This is a genomic window from Candidatus Obscuribacterales bacterium (assembly GCA_019744775.1).
In the GTDB taxonomy this organism is placed as follows: domain Bacteria; phylum Cyanobacteriota; class Vampirovibrionia; order Obscuribacterales; family Obscuribacteraceae; genus SBAT01.
Genome location: JAIETZ010000005.1, coordinates 1 through 18,637 on the forward strand (window position 1 = coordinate 1; position 18,637 = coordinate 18,637).

1 protein-coding gene is annotated in these 18,637 nt (G+C 48.5%); it reads right to left on the reverse strand.

The features are described from left to right. Positions 1-18,333 (reverse strand): hypothetical protein (locus tag K2Y22_12490; protein ID MBX9879269.1); only part of this gene is annotated, 18,333 nt, incomplete at its 3' end. Between the last annotated feature and the right edge of the window lie 304 nt (positions 18,334-18,637).

The window sequence follows — 18,637 nt, forward strand, 5'->3', positions numbered from 1 at the left end:
TGTCGGGATGTTGGTGCCGGTAAGAGTATTGGAGAGCATGTTGGCGCCGATGATGGCATTGCCGCCGGTGGCAACACCCTGTCCGTTGACGATGAGTGTGCCGCCGATTTGGCTTTCGCCTTGCAATTGAATGATGAGGGCGGTTAAGTTAGGATCAGTGAAGTCCAAACTATAGATGGGACCTTCAACATCCGGCGTGGCAGTGCCATTGATGGTGACATTACCGCCAAGAGAAATTGCCGACGCAGACAATGACCCTGTATCGAAGATAACGGCACTGCCGTTGGAATTAACATGATTATCCGGAGCGGATGCGGTTATGCTGTTGGTGCCGAAATAAGTGACGCCGCCATTTGTGTTGTTAACAACTACATTACTTGGAGTGGTGGTGTTGGTGCCTGTTGGCAGTGTTGTGCCGATGAAGATGTAGACGCGACCGAGTGTGTCGCCGGTGGTGCTGGCAGACAGTGTTGTGCCGCTATCAATTATGATGGCACCGGACGATGTATTCATGTCTTGAAGTATTAAATTTCCTTCGTCGACTGTTATGTCTTGCGAGACACGAATGTCGCCATTTGCAATAATAGTAGCCGAACCACCTATAACTGTGGTGGCACCATTGATTCTTACTTGTCCACTGGAAGAAGTGAGTTCAAAATCGCCTGCAACGTCAACAGCGAAGATCAGTACACCATTAGCTTCGTGAATATAGGCACCTGACGAATCACCGTTGTTGATGGTGATGCTTGAAACGGCAGTCTGAATTGGATTAGACACTCCAATTCCACTGGCTGCGTTTAATGTGAGCCCAGTGCCAGAAATGGTGCCTGTCGTTTGAATAATTTGTACGCTTGAAGAAATACTGATATCGTCAGCAGCGGTTATGCTGGCCGATAATGTCACGTCGCCATGACCGTTGTTGGTGGACAGTTGAATATTGCCCGCATTAAGAGTACCGCTTACGACTAATCCGGTCTGAGCGGACAAGTCTACAGATGAGTTGGAAGTACCAGTTACTACACCTGAATTAATCGAACCGAGAGTGCTCACATCTAATGACTTGTCACCAAGTGTAATGGTCTGACCGGCGCTTGTGAAGTTGCCTGTGCTGGTAAATACGAGATTGTAATTACCCTGGCCGGATCCGCTAACATCAAGATTGTCAGCTATAGCTAGTGTGGATTGCGATGATACTGATACGGTTCCGGCAATTGTCGCAGTCAACATGTCATTGCTGACAAAGAAGGGGCTGGCATTGGATGTGCCACCGACTGCTACTGCTTCAACTTGATTTGGATTTAGTGTTACTAAGCCGTTGCCGGCAAAGATTGAATTGTAGTTCAAAGTTGCAGAAGTCAGGGTGACATTGCCGCTTGTGCCGGTATGACTCGTGGTCACGTAATTGCCTGCAATGTCGCCGGAAGATGTCACCGAGACGTTGCCGCCATGTCCGCTTTCCGCCTCTGCAAATAACCCACTGACTAGTATATTGTTTGATGACGTCAATGTAATATCGCCGGCATTACCGGTACCGTGGTTAGATGTGATAATCGCCGATATACTGTTGCCATTGGCCAGGTTGAATGAGAGGGAAGGCAAGGTTCCGGAAGAATTTCCGTATCCGTAAATAATTGCGGTGGTGCCGAATGCAATCGTTGGTGTGGCAATTGGAGATCCTGGTGATGACGGATTACCACTTGAATAGAAAGTTAACGCTCCTGGTGTGGATGCGTCACTTTGGAAGAGGAGACTTTTTAAGTTGAATGTGGAGGTCCCACTATTTAGCGTTATGTTGCCTGCAGCACCTCCTGAACTTGAGACATCAATGCGTTGTGAAACACTAATTGCGCCGGCTGAAGTTAGGGTCATGCTGCCACCTGAGCCTGTTCCTAAGTTGAACAGATCGATTGCTACGAGCGAAGTGCTATTGCCCAGGAAAAACGAAAGCGACGGTATATTGCTTGAAGAATTTCCGTAGGCGTTAATTGAAGAAGGACTTAGGAAAGTGACTGTCGGTACTGCTATTGCCGTGCCTGGCGAGAGATAATTTCCGGAACCATAGAAGGTGATCGTACCTGGAAGCCCTCCGGCGCCGTGAGTGTTCAAAGTGGTTAAATTGAAGGTGGATGTACCGCTATTTAGAGAGATGTTTCCACCTGCTCCACCATTACTGTAAGTTGTTAGATTTACGCCCACATTAATGGCGTTAGCGGCCGTCAAGCTAATATCGCCACCGGCTCCTGTGCCGCTATTGTGAGTATCAATTGAAAAAATCGTATTACTGTTGGCTAGATTGAATGACAAAGAGGAAATAGCGCTGGATTTTGAGCCATAGACCCAAATGTCCGAGCCGAATGCAAAGGTGACCGTTGGTGTGGCAATTGCCGAGCCTGGTGCCGATGGATTGCCGGAACCGTAAAAGGCTATCGTTCCTGGAGTGTTGGAACTGCTGTAAGTCCAAAGACTAGACAAATTAAATGTTGATGTGCCGCTGTTGATTGTGACATTGCCGCCAGTACCGGAATCGGCTACTGTGGCCAGCCTGCTGGTAACGGTAATTGCCCCTGTTGAAGCAAGCGAGATATTTCCGGCATTACCGGTGCCGAAATTGGAAGTGTTGATTTCGCTAACTTCAATATCTTGATTGGACTGAAAAGATAATGATTGATTATTGCTGTCAGTGAAGCCATAGAAGTAAAGGGTTGCTCCTTGTTGAAATGCTACTGTTGGAATCGAAATTGCCGAGCCGGGTGAAGCGGCATTGCCACTGCCGTAAAATGTTAGTGTGCCCGGTGCGCCGCTGTTGCTGTAGGCATATGTGTTGCCTAGCGTAAACGTGGAAGTGCCACTATTGAGAATTATGTTGCCGCCATTTCCTGAAGCACCACTAATCTTGGCGCTGTTGATAGTGTTGATTGTCGTGATTGCTCCCGTCGCAGTAAGAGTTATTGCACCGGCATTGCCGCTTGTGTTGCTTTCAGTATTGATTGTGTTGACCGTTAATGAACCATTGGTGCTGGTTATGGCAACTGCACCGACTGCTGATGTGGCACCGTTTAGTTGGATCGCGCCATTGGCTGTAAGCGACAAACTGCCATTGCTGGTCAAGAGTCCGCTACTATCCATCAGAAATACCGGACCAGCTTGATTTGAACTTACATTGACCACACCTGCCGATGGACTGCCGCCGATGTATTCGTATGTTCCGTTTAGTACGGCTTGAGAGGTGTGGGAGCTTCCGTCTATATTGATGGATACCACGTCGGAAAGTGTAAAACCTTGCATGGATACTGTCACGGATTGCGGAATATTGTAGGCGGTCAGTGCTGCAGCCAAGTTTGCCGGCCCGATAATCACATTGCCGCCAGTCGCTATGCCGCCACCGTCAACGATGAGGGTGCCGCCGAGCTCCATGGTTCCCTGGAGATTGATAATCAGGGCGGTCACAGTTGGATCGGTGAGGTCAAGACTGTTCAGCAGAGTTAGTCCTCCACCCTCTGTAGCGTTGATGGTGACATCGCCATTGAGGGTAATTGCGTTAGCCGGTCGAGAGCCGGTATCGAAAACGATATCGGCGCCATCCGCATTGGCAAAGTTCTGCGGAGCATTGCTAGTGATGCTGTTGGTGCCGAAATAAACTTGTCCGCCGTTCTGTTCATCTACTGTCACATCGGAAGGAGTTGTTCCTGTAACGGCTGTGTAATCACCAATAGAGATGTAGACGTTGCCTAGCGAGCCGCTTGTTGCAGAAGCTGTAAGGGTCGAACCAGTCTCAAGGAAGATAATTCCCGAACTTGTATTTGTATGCTTGAGTGTAATATTCCCTTGCGTAGCTTGAAGGTTAGCGCCTACGGCAGTTTCTAGCGAACCGTTAGCCAGAGTGATGCTAATGGAGCCATTGGTGGCAGTTAGTTCGGACAGCTCAAGCGCAGGAATGGTACCAGACATGGACATAGTGATTGAAAGTCCTGAGGCAAATATGAATCCAGCGACAAGACCAGATGCACCGCCTGTAATGTTGACGTCGCTGGTGGCGTTTACATTTAAGTCTGAACCGGGTGGCGCGAAGTTGAAGTTGATGGAGCCATTAACGCCGCTGAAAGATGTAACATCGATCCTGCTATTGAGGGTAACATTTAAGTCACCACCCTGATTGGCGATGGCCACACTGCCACCATTGCCTGAACCTGAAGCATAAGCGTCGATTGCACCTTTGACGCCGTTAGTAATGCTATTATCGTCACTATCGATTACAAAGTTGCCTGCGGCTGAATTGTAAGATAGCGTGACTATTCCTCCGTTGCCGCTGACGCCTTCCGCGTAAGCATCGATATCGCCCAAGACTGCCAAATTGCCGCTGCTTGAAAGTGAGACGTAACCCGCATTGGATGAGCCCACTAGAGTATTATGACTTGTGCTGGAGTCAACTCTTTCAAGCTGAATGGAGCCTGTACCTTGCTGAGTCATGACTATATCACCACCATGACCGAATGCGTTTCCACCGCGGGTAGCAACAACGGTTGCCTGAATGCCGTCTTCGGCATTGAGAATAATGTAACCTCCGTTACCACCTTCTCTGGCCGCAGTGTCTAGTGAGAAGTCAAAATCAATTCCACCATGCTGAGCAGTCAGCACTATATTGCCACCATTGCCTCCGAGGGCGCCACCGTTGGCGGCAAGGTAAGAGGTGCTGGTAATGTTGCTTTCAGCTTGAATATTAATAGAGCCGGCATTGCCGAAATTTGCGGAGCCACCAATGTCGATGAAAGAGCCAATGGACACGGAGCCGGCAGATGTGATGGATACATCGCCACCATTGCCGTAGCTGTCACTACTGAAGACGTCGTAACCTGGGGCATTGGTAAAAATGAACGATGTGGTGACATTGCCCGTGCTTGAAGTGATGTTGACGTCGCCGCCGTTGCCGCCGGATAGGCTGCCTGTGGACTTGAAGGTAGAGGCGTTGACATTGTCGTTGGCCAGGACGTCTATTCTGCCGGCAGAGCCATTGGCAGCAGCACGAGTAGCAACAACAGATTGAGCAGAACTGCTCACAAAGCCGAAATTTGCCTCGCCATTAGTTTCAATGCGAATGTTGCCGCCATTGCCTGGTAGATCTGAGCTTTCATTGCCTGGTCGGCTGCGACCTTCAGCTCTAGCACTTACAGTGCCGTTAATATCACCCTGAGCAACTAGAAAGATCATGCCGGCGCGGCCACCGCCATCGAGCCAGTCGAAAGCGGAAGCGGAACTATCGAGGAAGCCGATTGAAGTAATTGTTCCAGAGTCGGACTGAATGACGATGTTGCCGCCGTTGATGGGCTCAACAGATGTTCTACCGCCGGTGGCATTAGCCGATAAAAAGCTTATGTTGCTTCCTGCATGCAGTGTTATATCACCACCGAAACCGGATCCAAGACCGGCTGAGTCGATAAAACCGCCGACGGAGATTGAGCCGGCAACCAAATTAATGGAGCCACCATTGCCGGAGGCGGTGCTGAAATCTGCGCCGCCATTAGCGCGAATGCTGCTGGTGGAACTAATTGAACCGGCTGCTATGTGGATCCAGCCGGCAGAACCACGAGAATTGCTGGTAAACGACGACTCAGCAGAGCTATCGATGAAACTGTTGAAAGTGACGGCATCACCGGCGCCAATTAGAATATTGCCGCCTTTACCTTCTGCAAACACGGCACTGCCACCGACGGCGTTAATATTTCCGTTGAGTGGATTGGTTACAGAAAAAGTAATATCTCCTGCAGCGGAAAGGAGGATTACATTGCCTCCGGAGCCTAGTTCTTCACCGCGAGCGTCGATGTACTCATTTATCGATATATTACCGGCAGACGAAATTATTACTGAACCTCCGGATCTTTCTTCATCAGTACCGCCGCCGCCGACGCCACCGGTGAGAATCGCTTCTGTTGTGATGGTATTGGTAGAACCTAGAACTACATAGCCACCACTGGTATCTGCGCCGCCTCTGGTATCAAGATTACCCGTAAAGTTAAGACCACCGGCAGCAGTAGTATCAAAGTAGAGGCTGCCACCGCCAGTGGCGATACCGTCAATAGAAGTGATACCGGCATCAGTGTCGCGGATGAGAATAACCATATTACCGGTGCCTGTGACAGTGAGTACTCCGCTATTAACGGTGAAAGTACCGAAAGTGCCTGTTGTTGTAGCAAATACTGCATCACCGAAAGTGATGGGAGAATTAGCAGCGGCGTATAAGTTGGAAAAACTTGAGACAAGCGAAGCGCTTCCGTAGGTAGTGCTGGTCATCGTACCCGGAGTGAAGGAAGAGGGATTGAGCACAGACAATACGAGCGTGGATTCGGATGAGATATTGACAGTGCCCTGCATGTTGTTCTGGGTGGCGATGACTGCACCATTGTTGGATTCAAGAGAAATAGAAGGAGCAACAAGAGAGCCAAGACCGGTAAGTATTAAGTCCGCAGATGTAGAAAGGGTATTTTCAATCGTGATGCCGGTAGCGGCAGTAATCGTGCCGTCGTTTTTGACATATGAGAAGTTTGAAATATCCACAGTAGCCGAAGCAGATTCAATGCTGTCGGCACTAATTATAAGCGAGGCATTGGCAGCGTTAGTTACAAAGGCGACACTGCCTTCGGCGACGATGGTGCTGCCCGGAATAATTTGTATATCGCTGCCGGAAGTGATGGTGATTTCGTCATTGGTGGCGGTTATATCGCTAAGCGTAAGGAGTCCGGATTGGGAAGTGAGATAAAAGGCAGTTGCTGCTGAGCCGGTGACTATACCGGAAATCTGCTTTTGAGTGACATTGACTTCACCGTCGGCACTTTGGAAAGTGATGAGACCTGACAACGGATCAGCAACAAGTTTGCCGTCGTTAAAGGCAGTTATGGCAAGATCAAAACCCGCCGGTGCCTGAATGGTTAAGGTGGCGCCAGCTCCAAGCGCGGCGATCAAGCCATCATTGGACAGGGCCGGAGTGGTAATGGTTATTGCACCGCTGCTGCCGTTCATCACTGGGGTGACAACTTGAACACCCTCAGAAATAATCACAGTTGATAATGGATCTGCGCTGGTCGTTATGGTAATTGTCGGTGCCTCAATGTACGATGAACCATTGACGGTAAACAATTGGACAACATTGATGGCTGAAATATCTATGGAGTCATTTGCATATAGATTGTCTTGGACGGACACCCCCCCGTTATTATCGACTGCATGTAAAACAATATTTTCAGCGACAACTGAGCCTATAACATTTATATGGCTATCGGCAACAACTGAGAAGTTGTTGCTAACGCGAGAGACTGAAGAGGAGCCAACATAGACGGCGCTGTCGGCAAGAATGCTGACTTCACCTGCAATGCTTGAGTTACTTATAGAACCAATTTGGACACCACCCATGCCTAGCAGTGGATCGCCACGACCTGTAACAGTGATGTCGTAGTCACCACCGCTGGTACTGAGGTTGACATTGCTGAGCCCTACATAGCCACCAGTTGAGCTTGTACCGGCAACGAATGAAATGGATGCACCGCTGGCAGTATAGTTGAAGTTGCGACCGGCATCGATAGTAATGCTGCCGCCGTCAACACCCATGTCAATCCAGCCACTAGCTAAATTAGTGAAGCTGCTGCCGCCCGTCATTATGGTGAAGGCATTACTGTTGCCGGTGTAAGCCTGCCGCCAGGCAGAATTACCATCGAAGAGATAGGATATATCGAGATCTCCGGTTGCTAAATTGGACAGTCCGCCATTTGTGCTGAGACCAAGGTTGTTGCTGCCGAGTGTTATGGAAATGCCTGTGCGGTCGATGGCTCCGGCTGACACAAGGACTAGGTTGTAGGAACTGGATAAGTCAATATCATCTTCGACGTTTAAAACTTGAGTGTGGTAGATGTCACCGATTTGCAGAGTGCCGGTTGTGATATTTGCAAGGTCCGAGGCGGAAATATCGAAAGGAGCAGCTGTGCCGGTGGCGTCAGCAATGGCAACTATGGTATCGCTGGTTGGTGCCAATGCTACAAAACCAGCCGGACCGGCATCCAGGGAGTTGCCATTGAAGGTAACAGGCGAACCACGCAGCTCAATTCTGCCGCTGTTGTCGACCGTCCCACCTGTGACGACGATGTTATCATTTAAATTCAAGTTGCCGCCGGCAGTAATGTAGACGCCGGCACCGACGTTAGCAATGGTTTCAATTGCGCCAACCTGCGCGCTGCCGTAAGTGGTGATGGTCAGGGAATTGCTATTGTCAAATTCTTCTCGCCCTAAAGTAATTGTTTGACCCTGACTTGTGAAGTTGCCGTTGCTGATGAGGACCAGATCATAGTTGCCGGGATCATCAATCGGACCGGAGACATCCAAGTCGGCGACAACTGTCATGCTTGACGCGTTGAGACCATCACCGATTGTGAGAACTTGGGTGGTTATGTTTGCTAAATCACCGGCGGTGATGTCGAAACTGGTGCCGCTTGCAGTTGTGCCGCCAACATTAACTGCCATTGAAGTTGTAGGTCTTAGTATTAGAGATGTAAATGCGTTTAACACATTCCCGTTAAGAATTACTGGGGAGCCGGCCAAAGTAACTTCTGACGCGCTGATTGTACCGTTGAGGGTGACGGTACCTAATGCGTCCATCACCAGTGCATTGCTGCCGGTAGTCATGTCACCGGCATTGATTGCTCCAAGGGCATAGATACCTACAGCTCGGCTTTGGGAGTCAAATGTGAAGTCGTTGTATTCGTAACTGCCGTTTGTGTAGAAATTCAATTGTCGGTAAATGCTGGTGAAGCCTAGGTCGACGTCGTCAGCTAAGGTAATGCTGTCGGTTGAAGTAAAGTTGCCTATATTGAGAGTGGCGGATCTTATGTGGTCGAGGTTGTTTTGGGAAATATCGAAATTGACACCGCCTTGCGTCGGGGTGAAAAAGTTAATGTCCATAGCACTGGAAGGGTGAATGGTGACAATGCCATTGAAGGTACCGGCGTTGATATTTTCTCCTGGATCTAAGTTGAACATTATCGGGGAGCCGCTTAAATGGATGTTGCCGTTGATGCTGAAAGCGGAACCCGGATCAACTGCTTCTATCGCGTCATTTATGTAAAGAACCCCCAAAGCTGTAATACTAATGGTCGTACCGGTGCCGAAGATTCCATTGATGTAGGCGTCTGCTCCTGCTTCTATGCTCAAGGTATTGAATCCGAGAGTTATCGACTGGGAGTCCATGTCTACTGTGTCGGCACTAAGTAGTGTGAGGTTGTACAGGGTTGATACATTGATATCGTCGGCAAGGTAGAGACTGCCGGTGTTATTTGAGTCACCAATTGTTAGATTTCTGGCGACGATATTAGCCATGTCTGGGTCAATAATATCCAGAGCTGACCCGCCGCGAACTGCACCACCGACATGAACAACGTAGTTGCTGCTAAGTGGATGAATTATTACTGAGCCGAAGCCGCCGGCATCTACGAGGCTTGTTAGCGTGTCGTTACGAAAGTCGTCAGTAATTAATGTAATAGTGCCATTGCTCTGCGAAGTAATGCTGCCTTCGTTGGTGACACTCGGTGCGCTCAGGGACAAATTGCCTGCGCTTGTGAGTAATCCGGTGGAGTTCACCAAGAAGGCTGGTCCTGTTTGAGTAGATGTAACTTCTATCTGTCCGACTGCGCCGGCACCGGTAAACTCATGAGTGCCGGCAAGTATTGCCTGTGAGCTGGTACTTGCGCCGCTAATGTCTATGGTTACAAAGTCACTGCCCGTAAATCCTTGCATGGTGACGGTGACGTTGTCCGGAATATTGTAGGCGGTCAGGGAAGTCGGTAAATTAGTCGGCGCAAGAATTACATTGCCGCCTGTAGCAATGCCATTGGTAACAACGAGTGTGCCGCCGATAACTGCTTGCTCTTGCAATAAGACTAAGTAGTTAACGGTGAAAGGATCGGTCAGATCAAGACTGGCTAATGAGCCCGCGGTTCCTTCTACATCACTTTCAATGCGAACATTTCCATCAACGGTAATGGCCGTTGCCGCGGCGGAGCCGGTATTGAAAATTACCGTAGACGATGGGGCGGAAATGGAGTTGACTGGAGCATTAGAGGTGATGCTATTGGTACCGAAATACGGTGAACCATAAATATTCATATTGGGTGGAGTTGAGCCGGTCACTGGTGACGTGGGGACATTACCGAGCACAATGTAGACATTGCCGAAAATGTCCCCAAGAGTGCTTGTTAAGCTAAAGGTAGAATTGGTGCCTAAATATATTGTGCCATCGACAGTGTCATTGTTTTGCAGAAGCAGGTTGCCGTTGTTGATCGAGATGGTGGAACCGGGTATTAGGGCAATCTGACCGCCTTCCGTAGTAATTGAGACGCTTGCGCTCTCAATATTGCCGCCGGTGAATCCGGTGAAGGCATTGATGGAAACAAGTCCGGCAGCATTACCTGATTGAGCGGTCGCTGTAATGGAGTCCAGAGTTACGGCACCGGATGCGGATGAAATTGTAATATTACCTGCGCCGCCGGCAATGTTTCCGCCATTGCTTACCAATCCGACAATTGAAATATCTCCCTCGGCCGTCAGGGTGATTGCGCCGCCTTTGCCTATTCCTGTGCCGCTGGTGTTGATTGTGTTGATGTCAATAATGGTGCCCGCATTTAGGATCACAGCACCTCCTGCCCCGGCGGCAGTTGCTTGGTTGGTCAGGGCATAACCAAGTGTTATTGATCCATCCGTAGTGTTGTCCGATGTGTCTAAAGTCAGACGCGTGCTGGCATGCAATACTCCGTAAAAGTTGATAGCACCGTCAACGTTGACGGTCAAAGAGCCGTCCGATGTCATTTGTCCAGTTGTTAATGTTAGCGAGTTTCCTCCCAAAAAAGCTGGACCAGGCTCTGTCGAGGTGATGTTCAGCGTGCTGACTGAAGCTCCGGATGCAGACAGGAATTGCAGCGTGCCAACTACAGTAGCCTGGCTTGTTGTGCTGGCTCCGGTTATGTCGATGTTGACTGACTCACCATCAAAATTGGCTAATGTAACCTGGTATAGGTTTGGCACATTTAGTGCGGAGATGCTGGTGTCCAGTATGTAAGGGAGGATAACAGCTGTATTGTCAGTGTTGATAGAGCCACCTATGTAGTGAGCTGTTTGCAGATTTTCTATGGCTGTGACGACGCTTGCATCACTAAGATCAAGACTTGTAAGCGGAGTAAAGGTTTGTTCGGTCTGTGATGTGATGGTGGTGTTGCCGCCCAATAGTATGGCTGGTCCGGGCGCGCTACCTATGCTGAAAACTACACTTGCGTTTGTGCCATCGGCAGTGACTGTATTTGTTGAGGGACTGGCATTAACCTGCCCTGTACCAAAGTAAATTACTCCGCCGTTCAGTTCATTTGCTGTTACGTTGCTTGGTGTCGGTCCGGTGTCGGGACTTGACGGAATACCGCCGATAACAAGGTAGATTTTACCTAATGTGGTGCCGGTGGTTGACGCGGTTAGCTCGGCATCAGACTCAATCACTATCTGACCATCAGTGGTGTTCAAGTTATTGATGGTTAGGTTGCCTTGGTTAGCGTAGATTGTACTGTTGGTGATGACGGTGACATCACCCACAGTGTTTGTGATTGTAATTGAACCGTAATTTGTAATTATGGTTTCTAATCGTGTGCCATTGACGGTATCGTTATTCGTAATATTGAAATTGAGAAGAGCACTGCCTCTAAGGGTGCCGAGGGTTGATGCCAGTGTACCGGTGACGGAGCCGGTTAGACTGTGCAAATTGATCTGGCTGGTATCGGCCATAAGATCAATTGTAGATCCGTTAAGGATGACATTGCCGTTGTTGTTGACGGTAAAGGCGATTGCAGCGCTGCCGGAAATTGCACCTAATGTGAGATCGCCTGTGATGGTTTGTATGAAAATATTTTGGGAATCGGAGTTTATGCTGATTGCGCCGCTAATTGAATTTTGACTAACGCTGGTGTCAAATCCACTTGTATCTGTGCTTGTTATGTGAAGATCGCCTATGATGTTGCCGGCACCTATGAGTGTAGCTCCGGCAAACCCGTCAGTATAGGAGTAGAAAGTTCCTCCGGATGCTCCCAGCGGTGTTGCAATAACGCCTTCATTTGTCACCTGGGAGGTTCCTGATATGGAAATGGTGCCTGCGGAATTTACTTGCAGCCGAGCTCCTGATTCTACTGTCAGCAGATTAAAATTCATGGTCAGGTTAATTAGGGCAGGAGGCCCACTCTGCCAGGTAGCTTGCACAGTTGATCCGTTGGCAATAGTGAATGTGCTGCCGGAAGCTTCCAGATCAAGCACGGCGCCTGATGAAATATTGCGCAGGGTTACAGGGTCGAAGCCTGTGCTGTTGATATAGATGTCACCAGTTGTACTTGCGCTGAGTTCTTGAGTTTGCAGTGCAAGTGATAAACCGGTTGTGCTATTGGGACCACCAATCCAGCCGGATGTAGCGCGCAAGGTCATGCTGTTAGCTTCAAATGTTGTGTTGTTTGTGGTCTGGTCTATATTGCCGCTGCCGCCTGCAGTCAGAATTATTGTGCCGGCACGCACTGTAGCTCCGTCAATTACGATGTCACCATTGGACGTCGTAATAAGATCAAGCACTGTAGTACTTTCGAAAAGTGATTGACCAAGGCTGGAATTGCTGAGCTGCACTGAGCCATTTTGGCTTAAATAAGCGCTGCCACTGTTTGTGGAGACCATTAGTCCGACGGTTGCATTTGTGTAAAACCGACTGCTGTTTGAAGTGCCGATATTTCCTGCATCAGTTATTAAAGCAATTACTGGAGCAGTCACCGTTCCGGGTGATTCTCCATGCCTAATGCTGCCGCTTCCGGATGTTACCAGTGTTAGTGATGCGTTACCGTTGACGGTTCCGTCGACTGTGATATTGCCGTTGCCACCAGTGGTGACTATAGTCAGGTTCTCGGCGCTAACTTGTCCTAGTACCTGGATATTCCCGTTGCCTTGCACAAGCAAATCGGTGCTGCTCTCCAGAAGACCTGTAGCTGCCACGCTGAGCACGGTGGTATCAAGATTAGAAATAATATTTATGGATGGATTACCATTAGTGTATGAATGCGTGCCGCTTATAGTAACTTTGTCAGTAGTACTAGTGGATGTGAGGTACACACTGGTAGGTGTTGTGTCGTCAAAGTCGGTAAATTCAATAGTTACGTTATCGGGAATATTTTCTGCGGTCAGCCATGGAGCCAACACGGAGGGAGCAATAATGGCATTACCGCCAATTATATTTGGTCCGGATGTTTGCAATGTGCCTCCGACGCTGCCCAGAGCCTGCAAGGCTAGAATTTGCGCTATGGCGTTAGGGTCATTTACGAGATCCAGACTAGTGAGCAATTGTGGTGTTGAGTCTTCAGCCTTGGCGTTGATGGTCACGTTTCCGCCAAGTTGAATGGAAGTTACAGCACTGCCATTAAAGGCAACAGTGCCGCCATCAGCGGTTACGTGGTTGTCCGGAGCTGATGCCGTTAAGCTTTGAGAGCCATAGAATATCTGACCGCCGTTTACTTCTTGGGCCACAAGATTGGCTGGAGCAGTGCCTGTCACATAGGAGCCTGGATCCGGACCACTGAGAAGATAGACATTCCCAAGGCTGGCTCCGTCACTAATAGCCGTCAAGAACGAATCCTGACCGATGACTATCGTGCCGGCTGTGTTCAGGTTTTGCAGGTAGACATTACCTTTATTTGCCGAGAGCACGCTACCTGCCTGTACGTTAAGATTTCCGTTGCCGCCTACTATTAGGCTAATCGTGCCGTTGGCTGAAATACCGTAGTTGTTGGCGACAATTGTGTTGGCGACAATATTTGAAGTTGCAACTTGCACTGTGAAGGTGCTTCCGGACATGCCGGTCAAATACCAGGCTTCATAGAAAGTGTCGAAATAGTAGGGATCCAGAACCACCTGGTTGACGTTGACACTGCCGGTAGTGCTTATCAGAGTAAGTCCAGCTGGTGACCATATGTCATTTGTACCAGGTCCGGTTATGGAAAGATTGCCGCCGCTGGTTACAAGTTGAGCTGTACCGGAGCTGTTGATTGTTGGACCCTGGGCTCCGAACATAGTATAGAAGGGAGAGCAGCCGTAGCAGTAACTTCCCCATGAATCCGTTACTGCTGTGTTGATGATTTCCGATACTATTGTTATTGAGCCTCCCGAGTTCAATATTGAAATTACGCCGTCATCGTAATTAGGACCCACGGCGGTTATTGTTGCACCATTGTTCAATGCAACGTTTCCATTAGTATTTGAAATGTAGACATTGCCTTGAGTAGCATCTAGAATCGATTGATTGGTGATTAGCAAATTGCCGTCGTAATTTAGAATATTGATATTCTTGCCTACGCCACTGCCGGATTTCAGAACAGACCCGTTGGTTATTGGTAAATCACCACCGTAGTTCTTTATGCTTAAGTTGGAATTGCTTTCGGCAAAAATATAAGTGTGGTTGATGGTCACAGAGTCATTACTAATAATGCTATTTGTTTCTGTGAAACTATCTTGCAGATTGATGTTATTTGCGGAGATAGAGCTGAATCCGTTGAGGGAAGTTCCGGTTAATGATAGAGAACCTTGAAAAACGTTCAGCGACGAATTACCGGCTACGCTCATTGAAACGCCGTTACTAAAGGACAAATTTCCTCCTGTGACGCTGATTGTTGTGTGTGGGGAATCAGGGGCAAGACAGATACCACAGGAATTGAAGTCAATGTAAGGCTGATAGTGAAGTCCGTTTTTCATAGTCAAGTTGCCGTTACTGACACTCAAATTGAAATTCGGACCATTTGTCGTCAACTGGTAATACACCAGTCCAAAACAAAATCCGCAACTGGAGTTCTGAATAAAGCCATTGTCCATGGTAAAGTTGCCGTTTGTTACTTGAATGTCTAAGCTTCCAGCCTTAATGTATCCGTATATGTCGGTTTGTCCAGCGCTGGATATGGTCATGGTGTTAGATAGATTTAGCTCGTTCCACGCGGACAACCCGGAGCCGGCCATTAGCAGGAATCGACCAGAGCCGCTGGCTTTGTTGATATTTATGTGCGGATAACCAATGCTAAAAGTGTTGAGGACAAAATTATTGCTGGTGAAAATTGACCAGGTGGCTGTGTCCAAAGAAATTATCGGGTCGTCTATTGTCACCGGCCCAATATGGCCTCCACCTGTGGCTGTAAAGCTTGTCGCCCACCAAGTAGCATTGGCTTTAGTTGAGATTTCACCCCATTGTCCGCCGTTTGCTCCATATAGCAAGCCGCCGTTTTGTACATTGAGATTACCGAGGATTTCGTTGTTTTCACTGGTAAAGACCAGCATTGAAGCGCCTGTGACTAATCCAGAGATTTTTACATCGCCGAAATAAAGATTGCCGGCAATTGGACATGTGGAACAAGCGCCAGTGTCTACTTGTCCGCCGACGGAAACATAAAGAGTGTCGTTCATCGGATTGAAGACATTGTCCGGCAGGGCTGTATTCAATAAAAGGATATTGCCGAAAGTGTGGGAGCTGTTGGCAAATGAGTAAGTGACACCGCCGTGGCTATCCGTGCTTGTGCTCAGTGGTCCATTGACTGTTCCGCCGTTTGTGACTATTTGGGGAGGTATGTCTATTGTCCCTAATGTGGCTGCACCTGCTGCAGAGAAGATGAGCAGCAAGTAGTCGCTACTTGTTGCACCGTGGGGAATGCTGGCGTTAAGCGTGCCGATGAATTCCGCCTGCAGTGCTATCAAATTGCCGTTGGCATCAAGATTGATATTTGGAGCATCTATTACACCGCCGCCTCCCAAAGAAAGAGTGCCGTTCGGGTTTTGGATGGTTACATGATCAAGATCGGTAATTGTGCCGTTGTTGCTGACAAAACCGGCAGTAATTTCCGTCCCGGTGGTGCCATTAAGCGCATATTCGTTCCAGAGGCGAACGGAGCCATTGCTGCTTGTGGTTATTGTGATGTTGTCTGCCGTCATCGAGCCGTCGCCTACTCCGAATGGATTGGTCGGTCCAAAGATGATGTCGCCATAAGTATTGTTGTGGGTTATGTCTATGGCTCCTGTGGCTTCCACGCTGCCGAAATAGAGAGCGCCATTGTCCACGCTTACAGTGAAGTCTGTTGCAGTTGAACCTCCGGTTGAGACCAGTCCACTTAGTGTATTTTGATGAACGGTGACGCTGCCTCCCGAAACGAAGTTGATAAAACCATTGTTGCTACCATTTACGCTGGTTGTGACGTTAATAAGTCCGTTGCAGCCGCCGCATTCGCTTACCGTAAGACCGGAACCACCTGCGTTAACAGTTACAGATGATCCTGATATGGTTCCGTTGTTTTCCAGATCGTTTGTATTTATGACTACTGCCTGATCTAGGCTGTTGAAGTCATTATTTGTGTAGCCTTGATAAGCGGATATGGCCGCGCCGGTTGCCACTGTAATCTGTCCCGAGGCAGTTATTTCAATTGCCGTACCGCTGCCGCCTGAATTGCCCATGATGGTCGAGCCTGCCAGCACATTTAAGTCGCCATTGGTGGTGAGACTGAACAATCCCTGAAAACCGGCTCCATTGCCGCTCAGATTTAATGGCTGTCCGCCGCTGTCGTTATTTACGTATACGCCTGCTGATATGGAGAATGGTGTCACATACAAGATATTGGAAGATACCGACAGATTTTCCGTAGCTGTTTCTACTGCATCAACATCCGAGCCGATTGTGCCACCACCGCCTACAGTTAGGACAATGTTTTGTCCTGTTAAAGTACCGGTTGTTTGTGCAATACCTGTTGTGCCGCCGGAGTAGATCGAAAGAGTATTTGAGGCGGTAACACTATTGCCCAGGGTTACATTACCTGTGGCGTCATAGGTGACGTTGTTGCCTGCAACAGTTCCACCTGTTGTCGTGTAGCCGCCCGAGGTAAGGGTGATGTCACCGGCTACAGTGCCGGCTGCCGAAAGATTGTCGGTATCAATAGTGGTTGTTGCCAGCAGATTTATCTCGCCGCCATTGCCCCCATTGCCGTCCGTTGTAATATTGGCTGTGTCAATAAATGTTGCTGATGTCAGATAGACATGACCACCGTTGCCTGTGCCTGTTGGTGTCGTGACGATATTACCGGTGAATGTAATTCCACCGGTACTTGTTGTAATTTCCACAACACCGCCATCGGCGTTAAAGCCGACTCCGCCATCGTTATAACTGGCGACATTGAGAATTAAGTCGGGGTCTCCGGTAAGTGCCCAACTTTCCATATAAAAAGGATGTGTGCCATCACTGACGGCAAATTTGGCAGTACCACCTTTAACGTTTACATCACCGGCTAAGTCTTGGACGCTCACATTTAAGTGACCGTCATTGGCGTCAAAATTGACTTTGTCTCCCAAGAGTTGCCCGCCTAGAACATTTACAGTCGGCTTGAGTACACTTGTATTTAGGATTGAAAGTTCTTTTGAGGCGGATAGAATTCCATTGAGATTGTTGATATTGAGTTCGTTGGCAATTCCGGAAACTGTTAATTTGCCTGCCATTGCCTGAACCAAACCTGAGTTGATCAAATTAGCTGTAGCCATATTGATATTGCCCAAGGTTGCAGCTATTTGCGCCTGGTTGGCAATTGTTGAAGCTTGCATGTTCATATTCTGCATTGCTTGAATGATGCCGCTGTTAACAATTGAACCACCAGCCGTCATAGACAAATTACCGGCACTCATAATGGTGCCGGCATTGACGATGTTATTTACTGCGTTGAGATTGAGGTTAGCCAATGTTGATGAAATCATGGCACCGGCATTGTTATAAATGTTAGTTGCATTAACCGTCGCTGCCGTAACGGCTGCATTGGAAGAGAAAAAGTTGAGTGTCCCTGAATTGGACAGATTGCCTGTCAGATTTAGACTTTGCAAGATTGCTGCATTCTGTGATGCTCTGACGCCTTCCGGAATTACTAAATTGCCTAGTCCGTTGGTCGCATAGTATTGCAAATGCAATCCACCGCCAATGGCTGCGCCCAAATCATTTAACTGCAAATACTGATTGCCCGTGTTTACGACTTGCCGCACTGCAACCATTTCTGCTGCCGTCAACATATCTGTCGGACTAATTGTGCGTGCTACGCCTGCTAAGTTAATAGTTGCTTGACCGTCAGGCAATACTGTCGATGCTGCGACACTACGATCTGTTGAAGATAAATCAAGGTTGGGAGCGCTAGCTTGCGCAACTGGAGCTTCCTGTGCAAAAGCCGGCGCATAAGCAGCCCAGGGCCACAAAAGCTGGAAAGCCAATAGAAATACTAAGTACCGACCCATGCCCATATTCGTTCCACCCAAAGGAAGAAAACAGGACTGCCCCAGTTAAATTTGGTTCTGCCGTAGAACCGCCTATACCTACATATACCTCATCCCTTGACTACGTAAACTGGTTTTTAAATAACCTCGTAACGATTAGGCTTCAAATTTAAATAGTGATTTCCAAGACAGGGTCAGCGTTTCAGGAGACAAGGCATCAGCCGGTTATGAAACTCGTCCAAAAAAAGTAGCAATAATTTTCAGATGGAGAGAGTTTCTTGGCTCAAAAACGTTGCCGTAGCTGGTCTTAAATTAGTCCTTCGTG